The sequence below is a fragment of the Nannocystis bainbridge genome (genome assembly GCF_028368995.1).
Taxonomy (GTDB): domain Bacteria; phylum Myxococcota_A; class Polyangia; order Nannocystales; family Nannocystaceae; genus Nannocystis; species Nannocystis bainbridge.
The window spans coordinates 462,214-479,036 of sequence record NZ_JAQNDL010000003.1 but is presented as its reverse complement, the minus strand read 5'-3'; the positions used below and the strand labels follow the sequence as shown (position 1 = coordinate 479,036).

Below are 16,823 nucleotides of genomic sequence, written 5' to 3'. Positions count from 1 at the left end.
GGCGAGGCGGAACGCAGCTCGAACGATACCGAGGAAGAACTTCTCAGGCGCGGCGCTCGCGGCGGGGTTTGGGCTGTTTGTCGCTGGCGCGTCGGCCCGCGCAGTCTTCTTCGGCGCACTCGACGTCAGGGCCGGCGAGGGCCTCCTCGGCCTCCTGCAGGGCTTCGAGGATCCGGCACTCGGATACGCGCCCGCCCCCGCGGCACGAGTCGGCCAGGCGTTGCAGGGCGCTGCGCAATTTTTGGAGGCCCTCGATCTTGTGGTCGAGGTCGTGGATGTGGTCGCGGACCAGGCGGTCGACGCGGGCGCACGGGCGCAGGCGGTCGCTGGCGAGCGACAGCAGCTCGCGCACGGCGTCGATGCTGAGCCCGAGCTCGCGGCTGCGGCGGATGAAGTTGAGGCGGCGGACGTGCTCGGGCCGGTAGACGCGGTAACCCCCGGAGGTGCGGGCCGGCTGCGGCAGCAGCTCGATGCGCTCGTAGTAGCGGATGGTCTCGGCGCCGACGCCGGTGGCTTGGCCGAGCGCACCGATGGTCATCTGCTCGTCGTCTCGGATCACAACCCGAGCTTGCTCCGCGGCCGCTCGCCTGTCACGACGCGATGAAACGTGCGTCACCTCGCACGTGCCCGGCAGCCCGGTTCGCTTGACCCTGTAGTCGCTACAAGGTCTAGCCTCGACGCCGACCCGCCTGCACGGTCTGCGCGCGGATCGTCGCTTCACGAGGCCCGAATGCCGCTGCTCCCCGCGCTGTTCACCGCCGCCCTGCTGGCCGCGCCGCCGCCTCCGGCGAGCTGTCAGGGGCCGCTCGGGCGCGCGGCGGTGGTCGCCTGCGCGCTGGCCGGGCACCCGAGCATCCGCGCCGCCGAGGCCGGCCGCGAGGCGGCGCAGGGCCGCAAGCTGGGAGCGCGCACGCTGCTGCCGAGCAACCCGCAGGTCGAGGTGACGGCGGCCCGCCGCGTCGGGCTGTGGACCGGTGACCGCGACATCAATGTGTTCGGGCGAGTGTCGCAGGAGCTCGAGATCGCGGGCCAGCGGCGCAAGCGGATGGCGATGGCCGACGCGGAGGTGTCGCAGGCGGAGCGGCAGATCGAGCTGAGTCGGCGCGATGTCGCGGCGGCGGCGCTGACGGCCTGGTACGAGTGGATCGCGGCGCGCGAGCAGAAGGCGATGATCGGGCGCATCGCCAAAACGTCGGAGACGCTGGTCGAGCTGGCCCGCACGAGCGAGCGCACCGGGCTCGGCTCGGGCATCAACACGGACGTGGTGGTGGCGGCGTCGGTGCGGGTGCGCCGGCAGCAGATCGAGGCGGACCGCCGGATCGCGGCCGCGCGCGGGGTGCTGGCCGGGCTGCTCGGGCAGGAGGGCGCGAGCCTCGAGGTCGAGGGCGATCTGACGCCGCTGCCGGTGCCCGAAGATCTGTCGCAGCTGATCGCGGCGGCGCTGACGAAGCGGGCGGAGATCGAGCTGGCCAAGGCGGAGCGCGAGGTGTTCGTGCGCCAGGTCGAGATGTTCCGCCGGCTGCGAGCGCCGAACCCGAGCGTGGTGCTCTACGCGCAGCGCGACGGGTTCGCGGAGCAGGTGATGGGCGGCGGGATCGCGTTCCCGATCGTGCTGCCGGCCCCGCTCGGACGCACGTACAAGGGAGAGATCGCGGAGAGCAAGGCGCTGGCGCGCCGCGCCGAGGCAGAGGTCGAGCGCTGGCGAAGAGTGGTGCAGGCGGAGGTCGAGGTGGCGCTGCGCGAGGTCGAGGCCCGCAAGGCAGAGCTGGGGTTGTTCGAGGCCGAACGCCTGCAGCGCGCGGAGGGCCACCTCGAGGCGCTGGCGCAGGAGATGGCGGTCGGGCGGGTCTCGATCCGCGACGCGGTGGTGCTGCAGCAGACGCTGCTCGAGTACCTCGCGGCCCACCTCGAAGCCCGGCGGGCGCTGGCCCTCGGCGCGGTCGAGCTGGCGCGCGTGACGGGGCTGTTGCCGGAGCGGGTGCAGCCATGATGCAGAGGGTGCGATCGATGATGGTGATGACGGCGCTGCTGCTGCTCGGCTGCGGGGCGCGGGCGGTCGAGGCGGAGCCGCACGCGCAGGGCGAGGACGAGCACGCGCACGGCGAGGGCGGGGAGCACGGCGAGCACGAAGAGGAAGGCCACGGACACGACGAGCTGCCGAGCCGGGTGGCGCTGTCGGAGCAGGTGATCGCGGAGGCGCAGATCCAGAGCGAGCCGGTGCAGCGGCAGGTGGTCGCGCCGGTGTTGTTCGCGACCGGGCACGTCGAGGCCGATCCGGGGCGCACGGCCCAGGTGCCGGCGAAGGTCGGCGGGATCGTCGAGGAGGTGCTGTTCCGCGAGGGCGACGTCGTTAAGGCGGGGCAGGTGCTGGCGACGGTGCGCGCGCCGAGCCTCGGCAGCCTGCGCGCCGACCTGGCGTCGTTGCAGGCGCGGACGACGTCGGCGCGGGCCAACCTGACGCGGCTCGAGGCGCTGGCCGAGCGCAGCATGGCGTCGCAGCAGGAGCTGGCGGCGGCGCGCGCCGAGGCGGCCGCGCTCGAGGCCGAGTCGCAGGCGGCCAAGCAGCGGCTGCAGGCGCTCGGTTTGGGCGCGAAGGGCAAGGCGACGGTGTTCTCGCTGCGGGCGCCGATCGCCGGGTTCGTGACGCAGCGCAACGTGGTGCCGGGCCAGCCGGTGACGCCGGAGCAGACGCTGGCGACGATCGTCGACCTCGAGCGGGCGTGGTTCGTGGCCCGCCTGTTCGAGCACCTGCTGGCGAAGATCCGCGTCGGCGCGGCGGTCGAGGTCGAGCTCAACGCGTACCCCGATCACCCTTTCCACGGGAAGATCGAGTACCTCGCGCCGACGGTCGACGCCGAGGCGCAGACGGTGGTGGCCCGCATCCCGATCGACAACCGCGAGGGCATCCTGCGCGTGGGCCTGTTCGGCAAGGCGCGGATCGCCGTCACCGATCCGCGGGCCGAACCGACGCCGGTGCTGGCGGTCCCGCGCGACGCGATCATCGAGGTCGCCGGCAAGACGGTGGTGTTCGTGCGCGGCGAGGACGGGGCGTTCGAGCTGCACGAGGTGGTGCTCGGGACGGCGGCTCCGGGGGTGGTGGAGATCCTCCAGGGGCTGCGCGAGGGCGAGCCGGTGGTGACGCGCGGGGCGTGGACGCTCAAGAGCGTGCTGCTGAAGGGCACGTTCGGCGAGGACCACGGGCACTAGACATGCACGCGCTGACCGTGATCGTGGCGTGGTCGCTGCGCAACCGGGCGCTGGTGCTGGTGGCGACGCTGCTGTTCGTGGTGGTCGGGGTGCGCGCGGCGCTCGAGCTGCCGATCGACGCGGTGCCCGATGTCACCAACGTGCAGGTGCAGGTGATCACGGCCGCGCCGGCGCTGTCACCGGTGGAGGTCGAGCAGTACATCAGCATCCCGGTCGAGCGGGCGATGTCGGGCCTGCCGAAGATGACGCAGGTCCGCTCGGTGTCGAAGTACGGGCTCAGCGTGGTGACGGTGGTGTTCAAGGACGGCACCGACATCTACTTCGCGCGCCAGCTGATCAACGAGCGCATGCGCGAGGCGACCGAGGCGGTGCCGGCGGCCTACGGGAGGCCAGAGATGGGGCCGATCTCGACCGGGCTCGGCGAGATCTATCAGTTCACGCTGCGCAGCGAGGAGCACTCGCTGATGGAGCTCGAGGAGCTGCTCGACTGGTACGTCGGGCCGCAGCTGCGCATGGTGCCGGGGGTGGTCGAGACCAACAGCTTCGGCGGCGAGAACCGCGAGTACCAGATCGTGCTGCGGCCAGAGCGGTTGCAGGCGCTGAGGCTGTCGATCGGCGAGGTGGCGGCGGCGCTGGAGCAGTCGAACGCCAACGCCGGCGGCGGCTACGTCGAGCGCAACCAGGAGCAGGTGGTGATCGGCTCGAACGGGCTGGTCCGCAGCCGCGAGGACCTCGAGCGGGTGGTGCTGGGGGCGACGCCGCAAGGCGTGCCGATCACGGTGAGCTCGGTCGGCGATGTGCGCTTCGGGCCCAAGCTGCGCCGCGGGGCGGCGACGAAGGACGGCGAGGGCGAGGTGGTGGTCGGCGTGGCGCTGATGCTGATGGGCGAGAACTCGCGCACGGTCACGCAGGGGATCAAGGACAAGCTCGAGGCGCTGGCGCCGACGCTGCCCGAGGGCGTGCGCATCGAGCCGTTCTACGACCGCACGCTGCTGGTCGACCGCACGATCACCACCGTGGCCACGAACCTGGCGGAGGGCGCGGCGCTGGTGATCCTGGTGCTGCTGCTGCTGCTCGGCGACCTGCGCGCGGGGCTGGTGGTGGCGACGACGATCCCGCTGGCGATGCTGTTCGCGATCATCGTGATGAACGCGGCCGGGCTGTCAGGCAACCTGATGAGCCTGGGGGCGATCGATTTCGGGCTGATCGTCGACGGGGCGGTGATCGTGGTCGAGAACGCGGCCCGCCGGCTCGGCGAGGCAAGGCGGCAGGCCGGGGCGGCGCTGACGACCGAGCAGCGCATCGCGGTGATCCAGGACTCGACGCTCGAGGTCCGCGGGGCGGCGGTGTTCGGCGAGATCATCATCGCCATCGTCTATCTGCCGATCCTCGCGCTCACCGGGATGGAGGGCAAGCTGTTCCACCCGATGGCGTACACGGTGCTGCTGGCGCTGGCGGGGGCGTTCATCTTTTCGCTGACGCTGGTGCCGGTGCTGACGAGCTACCTGGTGCAGCCGCACGCGGAGGCGCGCGAGACGTTGCTGCTGCGCGCGGTCCACAAGCTCTACACGCCGGTGCTGCGGGCGGCGCTGCGCTGGCGGTGGGCGACGATGATGGTGGGGGTTCTTGCGCTGGCCGGCGGGGTGGCGCTGTTCGGCCGCCTGGGCGCGCAGTTCGTGCCGCAGCTCGACGAGGGCGATCTGCTGATCGAGGCGCGGCGGATGCCGGGGACGGCGCTGTCGGCGTCGGTGGCGACGAGCGAGCGCATCGAGCGGGCGATGCGGGAGATCCCGGAGATCGTGCATGTGGTCTCGCGGACAGGTTCGCCGGAGATCGCGACGGACCCGATGGGGGTCGAGCAGTCGGACGTGTACGTGCAGCTGAAGGACCGCGACGCGTGGCGGCCAGGGCTGACGAAGGACGACATCGCCGAGGAGATGTCGGAGCGGGTCGAGCAGGCGGTGCCGGAGGTGGCAGGGGCGATCTCGCAGCCGATCCAGATGCGCACCAACGAGTTGGTGGCGGGCATCCGCTCGGACGTCGGGGTGGTGATCTACGGGCCGGACCTCGAGGCGCTGCGCACGATCGGGCAGGCGGTGCTGGACCGGGTGAAGGGGGTGCGCGGGGTGGTCGACGCCCGCGTCGAGCAGCTGCAAGGGCTGCAGTACCTGCGCATCGATCCGGACCGGACCAAGCTGGCCCGCTACGGGCTGACGATCGCCGACATCAACATCACGACCGAGGCGATCGCGGTCGGACACAAGGTCGGCGAGGTGCTCGAGGGCGAGCGCCGGTTCGACATGATGGTGAAGTTCGACCAACCGATCACCGGCGACCTCGACTCGCTGTCGGCGATCCCGCTGCGCGCGAACACGGGGCAGATCGTGCCGCTGGGCGACGTGGCGACGCTGCAGCACACGACGGGGCCGGTGCTGGTCAACCGCGACAAGCAGTCGCGGCGGGTGATCGTGGAGTTCAACGTCCGCGGGCGCGACCTCGGCTCGACGGTGGAGGACGCGCAGGCGGCGATCGCCGCCGGGGTGACGCTGCCGGTCGGCTATCGCGTGGAGTACGGCGGGACGTTCGAGCACTACCTGGCGGCGCGCGACCGCCTGGTGGTGGTGGTGCCGCTGGCCCTGGCGCTGATCGTGTTCATGCTGTGGACCGCGCTGGGGTCGATGCGCGCGGCGGTGATCATCTTCCTCGGGGTGCCGTTCGCGGTGGTCGGCGGGGTGGTGGCGCTGTGGCTGCGCGACCTGCCGTTCTCGATCTCCGCCGGGGTCGGCTTCATCGCCCTGTTCGGCGTCGCGGTCCTCAACGGCCTGGTGCTGGTGACCTTCGCCCAGCGCCTGCAAGCGGACGGGGCCGACCACGTCGGGGCGATCGCGCAGGCGGCCGAGCTGCGGCTGCGCCCGGTGCTGACGACGGCGCTGGTGGCGGCGCTAGGCTTCGTGCCGATGGCGCTGTCGAGCGCGCCGGGCAGCGAGGTCCAGCGGCCGCTGGCGACGGTGGTGATCGGGGGGCTGGTGTCGGCGACGCTGCTGACCCTGCTGGTGCTGCCGGCGGTGTACGCCCGCTTCGGGCCGCGCGCGCCGGCGGCGTGACGTTCTTCGCTTGACCCTGTAGCGGCTGCAGGGTTCACATTGGCGGGCGAGGAATTCGTATGCGTCTCGAAGTCGTCGCCCTGCTCATGATCCTCGGCTTTTACGCCGTCGCGTTCGGCCTGCGCACGTACCAGCACCTGCGCCAGACCGGGTCGACGGGGTTTCATGGGCTGTCCGGAAGGCCAGGTTCTGTGGAGTGGTGGGGCGGGGCGCTGTTCGTGCTGGGGGTGGTGCTCAGCCTGGTGGCGCCGATCGCCGGGCTGCTCGGGTGGGTGGCGTCGCCCGAGGTCGGGCCGGGGCAGTTCATCCTCGGCGGGGGGGCGGTGCTGGTCGGGATCGCGGCGACCTACGCGGCCCAGACGGCGATGGGCCGCTCGTGGCGGATCGGGGTGCGCGGCGAGGAGCGGACCGAGCTGGTGACGGCGGGGCCGTTCGCGCTGGTACGAAACCCGATCTTCTCGTGCATGCTGTTCACGGCGGCGGCGCTGGTGGTGGTGCTGCCGAACGCGGTGGCGCTGGCGTCGTTCGCCTGCCTGCTGCTCGCGGTCGAGCTGCAGGTGCGCTGGGTCGAAGAGCCGTATCTGTTGCGCGTGCACGGCGGCAAGTACCGCAGCTACGCGGGGCGGGTGGGTCGCTTCGTGCCGGGGCTGGGGCTGCTGCGCGGGTGAGATGGATGTCATGGACATGTCGAGTGAGACATGTCGAATCGGACATGTATTCATGGACATGTCATGAAAGACATGTCTCGAGAGACAGTGAACGAACGAGCCGCGTGGAGAGGCGGGGACTTGGCGACCCCGGCGAGGCGTCGGTGTCGTTCCAGGGGCTCCGCGACCGGTGTGCACGTCCGATCGCCCGTCGCCCGGAGGGGTCGATCGAGGCCGCGGGGTCGGGGGCCGTCCTGGTGGCTTTGCGAAGTTGCAATGCTTCGAGGTCGGACGGGTCCCGAGGTCGATGCGGTGACATGGCGCGAAGGACAGGATGTCGGCTTCGCGGTCGGGGGTGGGTCGGCGGCGCTGTTTCCAGGTAGCGAGGTCGGGCAGCCGAGAGTTGACTTCGCCCCGAGCGGCGCAGATCCTGAGGGCCTATGTCTCATTGGATTGTCCACGTCGTCCCCGGGTGCCTGGTCCTGAGCGTCTGTCTGGCCGCGAGCGGCTGCACGGAGCCCAACAGCGAGGAGGGGCGTCTCCGCGTGTCGCTGTCGCCGCTGTTCTATTCGGAGATCCAGCAGCCATCGGGGCTGCGCGCCCTGCAGGGCTCGACCGTGTGCTTCGACCTCGCGGAGTTCGATGCGGGCAGCGTAACGGTCCACGGTGCCGAGGAGTGTTACGACATGGCGATCGCGGGGGTGCCGTTCAAAGACGGCGGCTGCGTGATCCTCGACGGGCCGAGCGGGGTGCAGGTCGATTACACGCCGAGCGCGGTCTGTCTCGAGGAAGAATGGGAGGTCCTGCCCGACCGCTTCCGCGTCGAGGTGGTCCCCGTCGACGGGTTGCGAGCGCGGCTCGAGTGGCACATGGAGCTGAAGGCGGAGCGCTTCGCCGAGCGGCTTTCGTCGCGACCGGCCGACCGGATCCCGGCCGCGGACGAGCCGCTGCGGCTGGTGCCGGGCGTGACGGTCGGCTTCCCCATCAACGTGATCGACGGGGCGGGCGAGCGGGTCGCCTGGGACCTGGCGCAGGGGCGGGTGCTGGCGGCGACGGACGGCGGACCTGGGCAGGCGCTGACGCCGATCGAGGACACCGAGACGATCTGGCCGATGCGCGTCGGCCCGGGGGAGACGCGCACGATCACGCTCGAGGTGGCGGGCGCGGTGCTGCCGGTGGCCACGGTGGTGGCGACGCCGGTCGAGCAGGCGGCGTCGCTCGAGATCGTGGCGGCCTTCGCCGGCACGCCGTTCGGGGCGCGGGCGATCGTGCGCGACGGCGAGGGCAAGGTGATGATCGGCGCGCCGGTGACGTGGAGCCTGGTCGAGGGCGAGCTGGCGTTCGAGCGCTTCAACGACTCCGCGCCGCCGGAGTACACCTCGATCGAGGACAACTGCGCGCCACCGCCGACGGTGCCGGAGAGCCGACGGGCGGTGCTGCGGGCGCAGCTCGGGGCGCTGTCCGACGAGCTCGAGATCGAGTGGGCGGCGAAGCCGCCGGAGGAGAAGAGCGACGCGCCGTTCGAGCCCGATCCCGCGTGCCAGAAGGGCACCGGGCGGGCGGAGGACGACGGGCTCGGCGACCGCGGCTGCGGCTGCGCGAGCGGAGCCGGAGACGCGGGGCTGGCAGGGCTGGCGTCGCTGATGCTGCTGGCCGGGCGGCGCCGGCGGCGAGCGCAGTGATGTGTCTCGCAGGACATGTCATCGAAGACATGTCCTGATGGGCAGGCCGAGGCCGGAGGCGAGGGGGAGGATGCGGCTCTGCGGCGCTCTTCGGCGGGCAAACTCGCGGGCGTGGTCGAACACGCTTCCACGGCGCTCTTCGGCGGATGACTCGACGTGTCGGCGCGGCGCGCGTCGAGCGTGAGTCGGCGAGTCGGTCGCGCGGGAGGAGAGCGGCGGGTCAGCGCGACTCGAGCTCGACCAGGGCCTCGTTGCGCTTGGCGAACGGGAGGGTGAAGGGGGCGTCGTACTGGGCCCAGTAGACGTTCTCGGCGATCTGCCAGCGCGGGTGGTTGGCCAGGGCGGCGAGCAGGCGGCGGCGGGAGTCCTCGCGCTTGTTCTCGGAGGAGTTGCCGCGGTAGCGCAGGGCGGCGACGGTGCGCGCGGGCTCGTGGATCAGCTCGATCGCGGGGTCGTCGGGGCGCGGCGCCTCGGAGGTGAAGAGCTCGTTGGAGAGGAAGAAGGCGACGGTCCAGCCGTTGCCGCCCTGCTTCTGCACGACCGGGACGGTCATGGCCATGCGCTCGCCCTCGGGGTGGGGCTCGGTCGGGACGGCCAGCGCTCCGGGCTCGCCCTCGGGGTGCTGCTCGACCGGGACGGTCATCGCCATGCGGACCTGGGGGTGGTTCTCGCCGAAGATGTAGCGGGCGAGGCGGTCGAAGGCCTGGTCGACGGCCTTGTCGTGCTCGCCCTCGACCGTGAGGCGGGCCAGCAGCGCCGGCGCGTAGTGACGGATCTCGACGTCGTCCAGCGTCTCGACCACCTCGTATTTCGGCTGCTCCTCGAGGCGGATCCCGAAGAAGCCAGGGACGGACTTGAGGATCTCGGTGAACGGAATTTTGGTGAGCATGACGGCGGCCCTCGCGTGCGCTGTGTACGACCGTCCGGCGCGCCGGCAAGGCCAGGGGTGCAGGGGCGGCCTCATGCGGGGTCATGGGGGCGAGCCGGTCGATCTCGCTGGCCTGCGGCGCTGCGCGCGCGGGAGCGCGGACGCGATCTTCGTGGCTGTCTCAAGGGACAGGGCGTGCCGGAGCCGCGCGCCGGCTCTTGGTGGATGAAGATTGGGACATGTCGTAAAGGACATGTCCTTGCGAGCTTGTTCACGGGGCCTGGACGACCGGGGGCTCGTCGCTCAGGTACAGCGGCGCGTCGCTGGGGGCGGTGAGGACGACGTGGCGCTCGCCGTCGCGGAGCTCGACGCGGGCGACGCCCAGCGCGGTGATCTGCGCGTCGGCAGGGAGGGCGCCCTCGTAGAAGCGGGTGGCGGCTTTGCGGCCGCGGAAGTCGGTGGTCGCGAGCTTTTGGCGGTCGAGGAACGCCAGCTCCGCGGCGGTGGGGTCGCTCTCGGGGCCGCGGCGGGTCCGGTGATCGCGGAGGACCAGCGCCTTCGACCGGGCCATGTCGACGCGCGCCCGACCGGTGCCGTCGTCGAGGTCGAACGCGACGGCGCGCTCCTCGTGCGCGAGCTGGCGCCAGTCGTTGTTGGCGCTCTGCTGGTCGACGATGGCGACGTAGTACGCGCAGGCCCGGCCGGTCAGCGGCGCCGCGAGGGCGCCCGGCGGCAGGACCACGCGGCCGCGGAGCCGCACGTGCTCGCCGTCGCGGACGGTAGCGATCGCCGTCACCCGGCGCCGCCGCAGCGCCCGCCGGATCTGGCGGTCGCCCGCGAGCGAGCGGGCCACGAGGAGGACGGCGACGATCGTCGCCGTGACGAGGATCAGCGGCTCGAGCACGGGGCGATGACGGTATCACGCGAGCGGTGTACCTTCGGGCCGGTACGCCATGTCACGCACCCTCGACGCCGTCCTCAAGCGCGACGAACTGCAACGGCTGCTCGGCTCCGGTGACGCGGCCAGGCTCTACGAGGCGGCGCGCAACGCCGCGGTCGCGCTCGAGTTTCGCGGCACCGACGCGATGCTCGGGCTCGAGCCGGTGCGCGGCGAAGTGCTGGCGGAGCTCGAGGCGGCGATCCACGCGGCGCTGGTCGAGGCGGCGGGGCTCGGGCTGCACGCCGCGGCGCGCGAGCGGGCGCGCCTGCTGCTGCAGGCGGGCGAGCTCGCCGGAGCGTTCGCGGCGGTCGAAGCGGCGGCGCAGGCGGGCGACGCTCCGGCGGCGGCGCTGGCGGCCCGGGTCGCGTGGCGGGCGGCCGATCCGGCGCGCGGGGCCCGGGCGCTCGCGTGGTTGCACGCGGCCCGCGAGCGCGACGACGACGGGCAGGTGCACTACATGCTCGGGGTGTACGCGTGCCTCGACCTGGGCGGCGCGGGCCGGGACTTCGCGCGGGGGCGCGAGTTTCACGAGCAGGCGGCGGCGTGCGGCCACGCCGATTCGATGTTCGAGCTGTACGTGATCCACACCAGCGGGGCTGGATGTCCCGAAGACCAGGTCGCCGCGGTAGCGTGGTGCCGCCGGGCGGCCGAGGCCGGCAACGTGCGAGCGATGGGCAACCTCGGCGGCTTTTATGCGACCGGCAGCGGGGTCGAGCGCGACCCGGCGCGGGCGCTCGAGTGGTACGAGCGGGCGGCGCAGGCCGGGCACGGGCGGTCGGCGGCGACGCTCGGGGTGATGTACGCGACCGGCGATTGCGTGCCGCGCTCGCCCTCGCAGGCGCAGGCGTGGCTGCGCGCGGCCGAGGCGCTCGGCTTCGACTGGCGCGACATGGCGGAGGCGGTGGACCTCGACCCGGACGCGTGGGAGGCGGACGCGGAGCCGCCCGCGGGCGAGGCGGAGTGATCGCGTAAGCCGGATCGGCGGAGCGACGCGCCCGGGCCGTCGAGCGCGCGGCCTCGGGGATGTGTCGGATGCGACATCATTCGCAGCGGCGCGCCGGCGGTCATATGTCCTTTGTAACATGTTGGATGGGACATCAGTCGCAGCGGCGGTGCTACGGCGCGCCGATGGGACATGTCCGCGGGGACATGTCGTGCCGGCGTCACGGCCGGCGGGTCTGGCGGACCAGCATGCCGCCGCCAGCGAGGGCGACGAGGTCGGGGCGGCCGTCGCCGTCGACGTCCGGGTAGGCCACGGCCGAGAGCGCCACCTCGTCGACGAGGGGGACCCGCACGGGCGCGTCGCCGCCGAGCAGCCAAGCGACCGTGCCTTCTTGTTCGCTGACGGTGAGGTCGTAGCGGCCGTCGCCGTCGACGTCGGCGGCCTGCACCAGCCAGCCGGCGATGTCGTCGTGGAGGACGACGCGGCGCTCGAGGTCGGCGTCGTCGTGGCGGTAGACGGCGGCGCCGTCCTGCGCCACCAGCTCGGCGCGGTCGCCCACCGGCGCGAAGAAGGCCCGCTGGCCGCGCACGCCGGTCGGCTGCCACGCGCCCCCGCCGTCGTTGCGCAGCAGCACCGGGGAGTTCTCGAGCAGGTTGACGAGCACGTCGGGGTCGCCGTCGCCCTCGAAGTCGCCGACCTGGAATCGCGCGAGCGCGCGGACCGGGATGTCGGCGACGGTCTGCCACGGCTCGAAGGCGAACGGCTCGGCGGCGCCGAAGGCGATGTCCAGCCGGGTGGTTTCGTTCATGTGGAGGGCGAGGATGTCGGGGTGGCCGTCGAGGTCGACGTCGGCGACCGCGAGGCTCTCGATCGTCTCAGTCGTGAGCAGGGAGAGGTCGAGCCTCCGCTCGACGCGCTGCGCAGCGCTGAAGGCGTCGACGCCGTTGACGAAGTCGGCGGTGAGCACCTCGGCGGCGCCGTCGCCGTCGAGGTCGCCGATCGCCAGGCCGCGGCTCCAGCCCTTGTAGTAGATGCCATCGGACCGGGTGAGCGGGTCCGTCTCGCCGCCCCAGCGCCAGCTGATGCCGCCATCGCCGAGGATCGCCACGTCGTCGCAGCCGTCGCCGTCGAGGTCGCCGGTCAGCAGCTCGCTGCCGGCCCCGAGCAGGCCGAAGCTCTCGCCGTCGCGGACCGGCCGCATCACCTCGCGCACGAGGTGAGCGCTGATGCCCTCGTATTCGAGCAGGGCGAGGTCGAACTGCGCGTCGGGGCGCGAGGGGAAGGCGACGCTGTCGCCGCTCGCGAACTCGTGCTCGAGCACCTCGGGCGCGAAGGTCCCGTCGCCGAGGCCGCGCTGGTACGCGAGGGTGCGGTCGCGGTACATCACCGCGTCGAGCCGCTGGTCGCCGTCGAGGTCACGCAGGTGCGACGGGGCGGGCACGTCCGCCGCCGTCGCCACGAGCGCGCCGTCGGCGAGGCCGTCCAGGTGCCAGCGGCGGGACACGTCGCCGACGAACACCTCGGGGTCGCCGTCGCCGTCGAGGTCGGCCGTGGTGAGGCGAGACCACCTGCTGGGCACGAAATCGGAGAGGCCCGAGAGGTCGTGCTCGGCGGCCAGCTCGAACCCGGCGCCGGCAGGGATCAGGTGGGCGAGCACGGGGACGCCGTCGCGGCGGCCGAGGACCAGGGGCTCGTCGATGCCGTCGGCGTCGAGGTCGACGGGGACGAGGACGTCGACGAACAGGCCGTCGATGCCGGCAGTGGCGCTGGCGAGGCCGTCCGGGCCGAAACGGATCACCCGGGCGCCGGGGACCTCGAGGTCGCCGGAGTTCTTCGGCGCGGCGAGCACGGCGATCGCGGGCGGCTGGTCGGCGCCGGTGCGCAGCGCGACCAGGGCGCGCGCGGGGATGCCGGTGGCGACGCGCGGGCCGAGCTGAAACGGGACGTCGGCGCCGGCGATCAAGACGCGCACGTCGTCGCCGTCGTCGACGACGATGTCGTCACGGCCGTCGCCGGTGACGTCGGCGACGACAATCGCGGTCGCAGGGGCGTCGAGCTGGAGTGGTTCGGCGGGTTCGAAGTCGCGGTCGGCGCGGCCGTGAAACAGGTGGACGTGATTGCCGGACGAGGCGGCGATGTCGAGCAGGTGATCGCCGTCGAGGTCGCCGGTGGCCAGCGCGCGCTCGTGGTAGAACTTGACCTCGCTGTTTCGCGCCACCTGCAGCGGCGTGGGGCCGGCCCGCCAGGCGAACCGGCCGAGGTGGAGGCGGGAGCCGATCAGCAGCCGGCCGCCGGTGCCGGGGCCGATCCATCGCGCTCCATCGAGCTTGCGGTCGACGCGGCCGAGCCAGGACGCGCCCTTGCCGACGTAGGTGGTGAGGACTTCGTGGAAAGGGAAGCTGGCGCTCGTCAGGCCGCTCGCCGCGGAGGGGGAGGCCGCCAGGCCGAGGTGCATGGGGCTGGTGCTGACGGTGGAGAGGCCGATAGGGCTCGAGAAGCGGGCGTGGCCGTCGTTGCGGTGGAACAGCACGACCCCCGCTTGGGCGTCGCGGGTGACGGCGTCGAGGTCGCCGTCGCCGTCGTGATCGGCGAGCGTGAGCCAGAAGCCGCGCCACGTCGACGGGTGGGCGACCGCGGGCGCGAGCGTGCCGTCGCCGGCGCCGCGCAGCACGAGCAGCGCGTCGGCGCCCCGGTCGAGGACGACGACGTCGCGGTGGCCGTCGCCGTCGACGTCGCCGACCTCGACGTCGAGCGGCTGGCGGCCGGCCGGGTGCTCGCGCACGGTGCCGTCGCGCGGGTCGACGACGGCGATCCGCCTGGCGTCAGGGATGGTGACCACGAGCTCGGGGGCGCCGTCACCGTCGAGGTCGGCGCTGTCGAGGCGCATCGGGTCGTCGCGCAGCGGGATGTCGCGCCGGCGGACCAGCCGGCCGTCGCCGTCCATGCCGAAGATGGCGATCCGCGGCGGGTGGTTCAGCGCGGCCGCGACCTCGCCGGGCAAGGCCGCGAGCGCGACCGGGCGCTCGACGAGATCGAGGCTGGCGCGCCAGGCATGGGAGCCGGTGCCGCGGGCGAGGGTGAGCTTTTGACCTTCGCGCGAGAGGACGACGGCCTCGTCCTCGCCGTCGCCGTCGAGATCGACGAGGACGGCGTCGTCGACGAGGGTGACGATCTGCGACCAGCGGCCGTCCTCGCCGCACCACGAGGCCCGCGGGCAGGCGTCGTCGGGGCCGCAGGCGAGGCCGAGCAGCAGGCCGAATGCGGGGAGAGCGATGAGCCGCAGGGCGGAGCGCCGACGGAGTGCCATGCCGTCCGCAGAGGGTGAACGGGCGGACGGCCGCGAGCAAGCCAGTGGCGCCGGCAGGGGGCGCAGGGCCGATCTGCGGCGAAGGCGGGCGGGTGCGCGCGGCGAGGGTCGGAGGCCCGAGAGCGGGCCCGAGACGGGTCTTGTGACTTCGAGGACATGTTTGAAAGGCGCATGTCCTGCGAAAGTTTTGGATGAGGGGGAGGCGGCGTGCTCCGGCTGGATGGCCTCATGGACATGTTTTAAAGGGCATGTCCATGAGGCCATCTCAGGCAGGTGATGCCATGCATGTCCTTGCGGACATGTCGGCGCTCACTCGCCGCAGACGTGCGTGCAGGGGCCGTAGTGATAGCCGTACTTGCAGATCCACTCCGGCGGGGCGTAGGTGACGCTGTTGACCGTCCTGAGGCGGAGCAGGCCTGCGCGTCCACGGGCCGGCGGAGGCGTGGACGCGGAGGCCACACGTCACGGGCGCGACCTATCCCTCGGGGACATCCTCGGAGGTTCGGGTGGTCTGCGGGCGCGCGGAGCTGGTAAGCTCGGCGACATCGTGGTCTCCGATTCGCTCGTGCACCCCCGACGACCGCTGGCCCTCGCGTGCGCGCTCGAGGGCGCCCAGGACCGCGCGGGCGTGTTCCCGCTGGCGAGCGGCGCCACGCTGGTGGTCGCCGACGGCGCGGGCGGGAGCGGCGGCGGGGCGGCCGCGGCGGAGGCCGTGATCGCGGCGGTGGCGGCGAGCCTCAGGCTGCCGGACGGGACGGGCTGGGCGGAGCTGCTGCTCCGGGTCGATCGCGAGCTGCCGCTCGGCGAGGCGACGGCGGTGGTGCTCCGGGTGGACGGCGAACGGATCTTCGGCGCCAGCGTCGGGGACTCGGGCGCGCTGCTGTTCGACGCCGCGGGTCGTTGCGTCGACCTCACCGCGGGTCAGCCGCGCAAGCCGCTGCTGGGGAGCCGGTGCGCGTCACCGGTGGCCTTTTCGGGCAGCCTGGGCGACGCGACCCTGCTCCTGGCGACCGACGGGCTGTTGAAATATGCGCGCCTGGAGGCGATCGCGGAGGTCGTGACGGGCCAGGACCTGGCGGCGATCCCCGCGCGGTTGCTCGACCTCGTGCGCCTGCGCTCCGGGGCGCTGCCCGACGACGTGGCGATCGTGGTGGCGCGCCGGGTCGCGGGCTGAGGTGCGCTTCGAGACATGCCCTTCGGGGCATGCCCTCGGGGACATGTCGCTACGAACCTGACTCTTCGGTCAGGCCGCGCAGGCGGGCCAGCTTGTCGTGGAACTCGCGCAGCTCGCGGCCCTGGAGGCCGGCCCGGGCGGCGGCGGCGTCGGCGTCCTCGCCCTTCAGCATGTGGGCCAGGGCCACGCCGTCGAGGCGGGTGAGGGGCAGGGCCTCGCGGCGGTAGTCGACGAAGGCCTCCCACGACTGCGGGACCCACGCCTGGACGAACCCGGCCATCGCCTCGGCGAACAGGCGGATCTCGATCTGCGCGTGGGGGTCGAGGCGGAGGTCGAGGAAATGCATCAGGTTGTGCAGGTCGATCTTCCAGATCCACTGCGTGTAAAGCGACACCGGCAGCAGGGTGCGGGCGAGCTCGCGGGCGATCCCGAGCTCGCCGGCGAGGGTCTGGTAGTCGGCGTAGAGCTGCTCGTGGCGGGTGTGCAGCAGGGCGCGCACCCGCTCGCGCAGCTCGGCGGGGACGGCGGTCTCGGCGTCGCGGCCCTGGCGGTTGGTCGTCGACTGCAGGGTGACGTGCTCGAGCGCCGGGACGTAGAATTCGTCGGGCGCCTCGCTGTAGCGCAGCGACATCTCGTTGACGTTGGCCGTCCGGTGGCGGATCCACTGGCGGGCGACGAAGATCGGCATCTTGCAGCGGAACTTGACCTCGCACATCTCGAACGGCGTGGTGTGCCGGTGGCGCATGAGGTAGCGCAGCAGGCCGCGGTCGTCGTGGACCTTGCGCGTGGACGGGCCGTAGCTGACGCGAGCGGCCTGAACGATGTCGTTGTCGTTGCCCATGTAGTCGATCGGCTGGACGAAGCCCAGGTCGAGGACGGGGACCTCGCGCCCCAGCAGGGCCTCGGCGCCGGGGGAGAGCGGGCGGGCGGTGACGGTCATCGGCCGCAGGG

General features: G+C 72.6%; 13 protein-coding genes. 7 read left to right on the top strand and 6 right to left on the bottom strand.

Features of this window, described 5'->3' with window-relative positions; genetic code table 11:
* Positions 1-43: 43 nt before the first annotated feature.
* Positions 44-559: a MerR family transcriptional regulator gene (locus POL25_RS27290; protein ID WP_272089146.1), complete on the bottom strand. Its 516-nt coding sequence runs from the start codon at positions 557-559 to the stop codon at positions 44-46.
* Between the two features lie 171 nt (positions 560-730).
* Between POL25_RS27290 and POL25_RS27285 the strand changes: the two genes are divergently transcribed.
* The 5 genes from POL25_RS27285 (at position 731) to POL25_RS27265 (ending at position 8,640) form a co-directional block, all read left to right on the top strand.
* Entirely contained in the window at positions 731-1,990 is a 1,260-nt protein-coding gene (locus POL25_RS27285) for a TolC family protein (protein ID WP_272089145.1), read from the top strand.
* Positions 1,987-3,207, top strand: coding sequence for an efflux RND transporter periplasmic adaptor subunit (locus tag POL25_RS27280; protein ID WP_272089144.1), 1,221 nt, complete (start codon positions 1,987-1,989; stop codon positions 3,205-3,207). The genes POL25_RS27285 and POL25_RS27280 overlap by 4 nt, the downstream gene beginning before the upstream one ends.
* A 2-nt stretch (positions 3,208-3,209) precedes the next feature.
* Entirely contained in the window at positions 3,210-6,311 is a 3,102-nt protein-coding gene (locus POL25_RS27275; RefSeq protein ID WP_272089143.1) for an efflux RND transporter permease subunit, read from the top strand.
* Between the two features lie 59 nt (positions 6,312-6,370).
* The gene (locus tag POL25_RS27270) at positions 6,371-6,979 is read left to right on the top strand and encodes a methyltransferase family protein (RefSeq protein WP_272089142.1); all 609 of its coding nucleotides are present in this window, start codon (positions 6,371-6,373) and stop codon (positions 6,977-6,979) included.
* A 419-nt stretch (positions 6,980-7,398) separates the two neighbouring features.
* Positions 7,399-8,640, top strand: a complete 1,242-nt coding sequence (locus POL25_RS27265) for a hypothetical protein (protein WP_272089141.1) — start codon at positions 7,399-7,401, stop codon at positions 8,638-8,640.
* Positions 8,641-8,860: 220 nt separating this feature from the next.
* Here the strand turns inward: POL25_RS27265 and POL25_RS27260 are convergent, their stop codons facing one another.
* Together POL25_RS27260 and POL25_RS27255 are read right to left on the bottom strand one after the other, a co-directional pair.
* Positions 8,861-9,529, bottom strand: coding sequence for an SOUL family heme-binding protein (locus POL25_RS27260; protein ID WP_272089140.1), 669 nt, complete (start codon positions 9,527-9,529; stop codon positions 8,861-8,863).
* A gap of 250 nt (positions 9,530-9,779) precedes the next feature.
* Positions 9,780-10,412, bottom strand: a complete 633-nt coding sequence (locus tag POL25_RS27255; RefSeq protein ID WP_272089139.1) for a GIDE domain-containing protein — start codon at positions 10,410-10,412, stop codon at positions 9,780-9,782.
* A 49-nt stretch (positions 10,413-10,461) separates the two neighbouring features.
* Here POL25_RS27255 and POL25_RS27250 point away from each other — a divergent pair, with 49 nt between their 5' ends.
* Positions 10,462-11,412, top strand: a complete 951-nt coding sequence (locus POL25_RS27250) for a tetratricopeptide repeat protein (RefSeq protein WP_272089138.1) — start codon at positions 10,462-10,464, stop codon at positions 11,410-11,412.
* A gap of 199 nt (positions 11,413-11,611) precedes the next feature.
* Here POL25_RS27250 and POL25_RS27245 read toward each other — a convergent pair whose 3' ends face one another.
* Complete coding sequence (locus POL25_RS27245) at positions 11,612-14,698, bottom strand: FG-GAP repeat domain-containing protein (protein ID WP_272089137.1); 3,087 nt, start codon at positions 14,696-14,698, stop codon at positions 11,612-11,614.
* A 309-nt stretch (positions 14,699-15,007) separates the two neighbouring features.
* Positions 15,008-15,157, bottom strand: a complete 150-nt coding sequence (locus POL25_RS27240) for a hypothetical protein (protein ID WP_272089136.1) — start codon at positions 15,155-15,157, stop codon at positions 15,008-15,010.
* An 88-nt stretch (positions 15,158-15,245) separates the two neighbouring features.
* On the opposite strand from POL25_RS27240, the gene POL25_RS27235 reads away from it, so the two are divergent.
* Complete coding sequence (locus POL25_RS27235; RefSeq protein ID WP_272089135.1) at positions 15,246-15,872, top strand: PP2C family serine/threonine-protein phosphatase; 627 nt, start codon at positions 15,246-15,248, stop codon at positions 15,870-15,872.
* Between the two features lie 49 nt (positions 15,873-15,921).
* Here the strand turns inward: POL25_RS27235 and thyX are convergent, their stop codons facing one another.
* Positions 15,922-16,812 (bottom strand): FAD-dependent thymidylate synthase, encoded by an 891-nt coding sequence (gene thyX, locus POL25_RS27230; RefSeq protein WP_272089134.1) that lies wholly within the window; start codon positions 16,810-16,812, stop codon positions 15,922-15,924.
* Between the last annotated feature and the right edge of the window lie 11 nt (positions 16,813-16,823).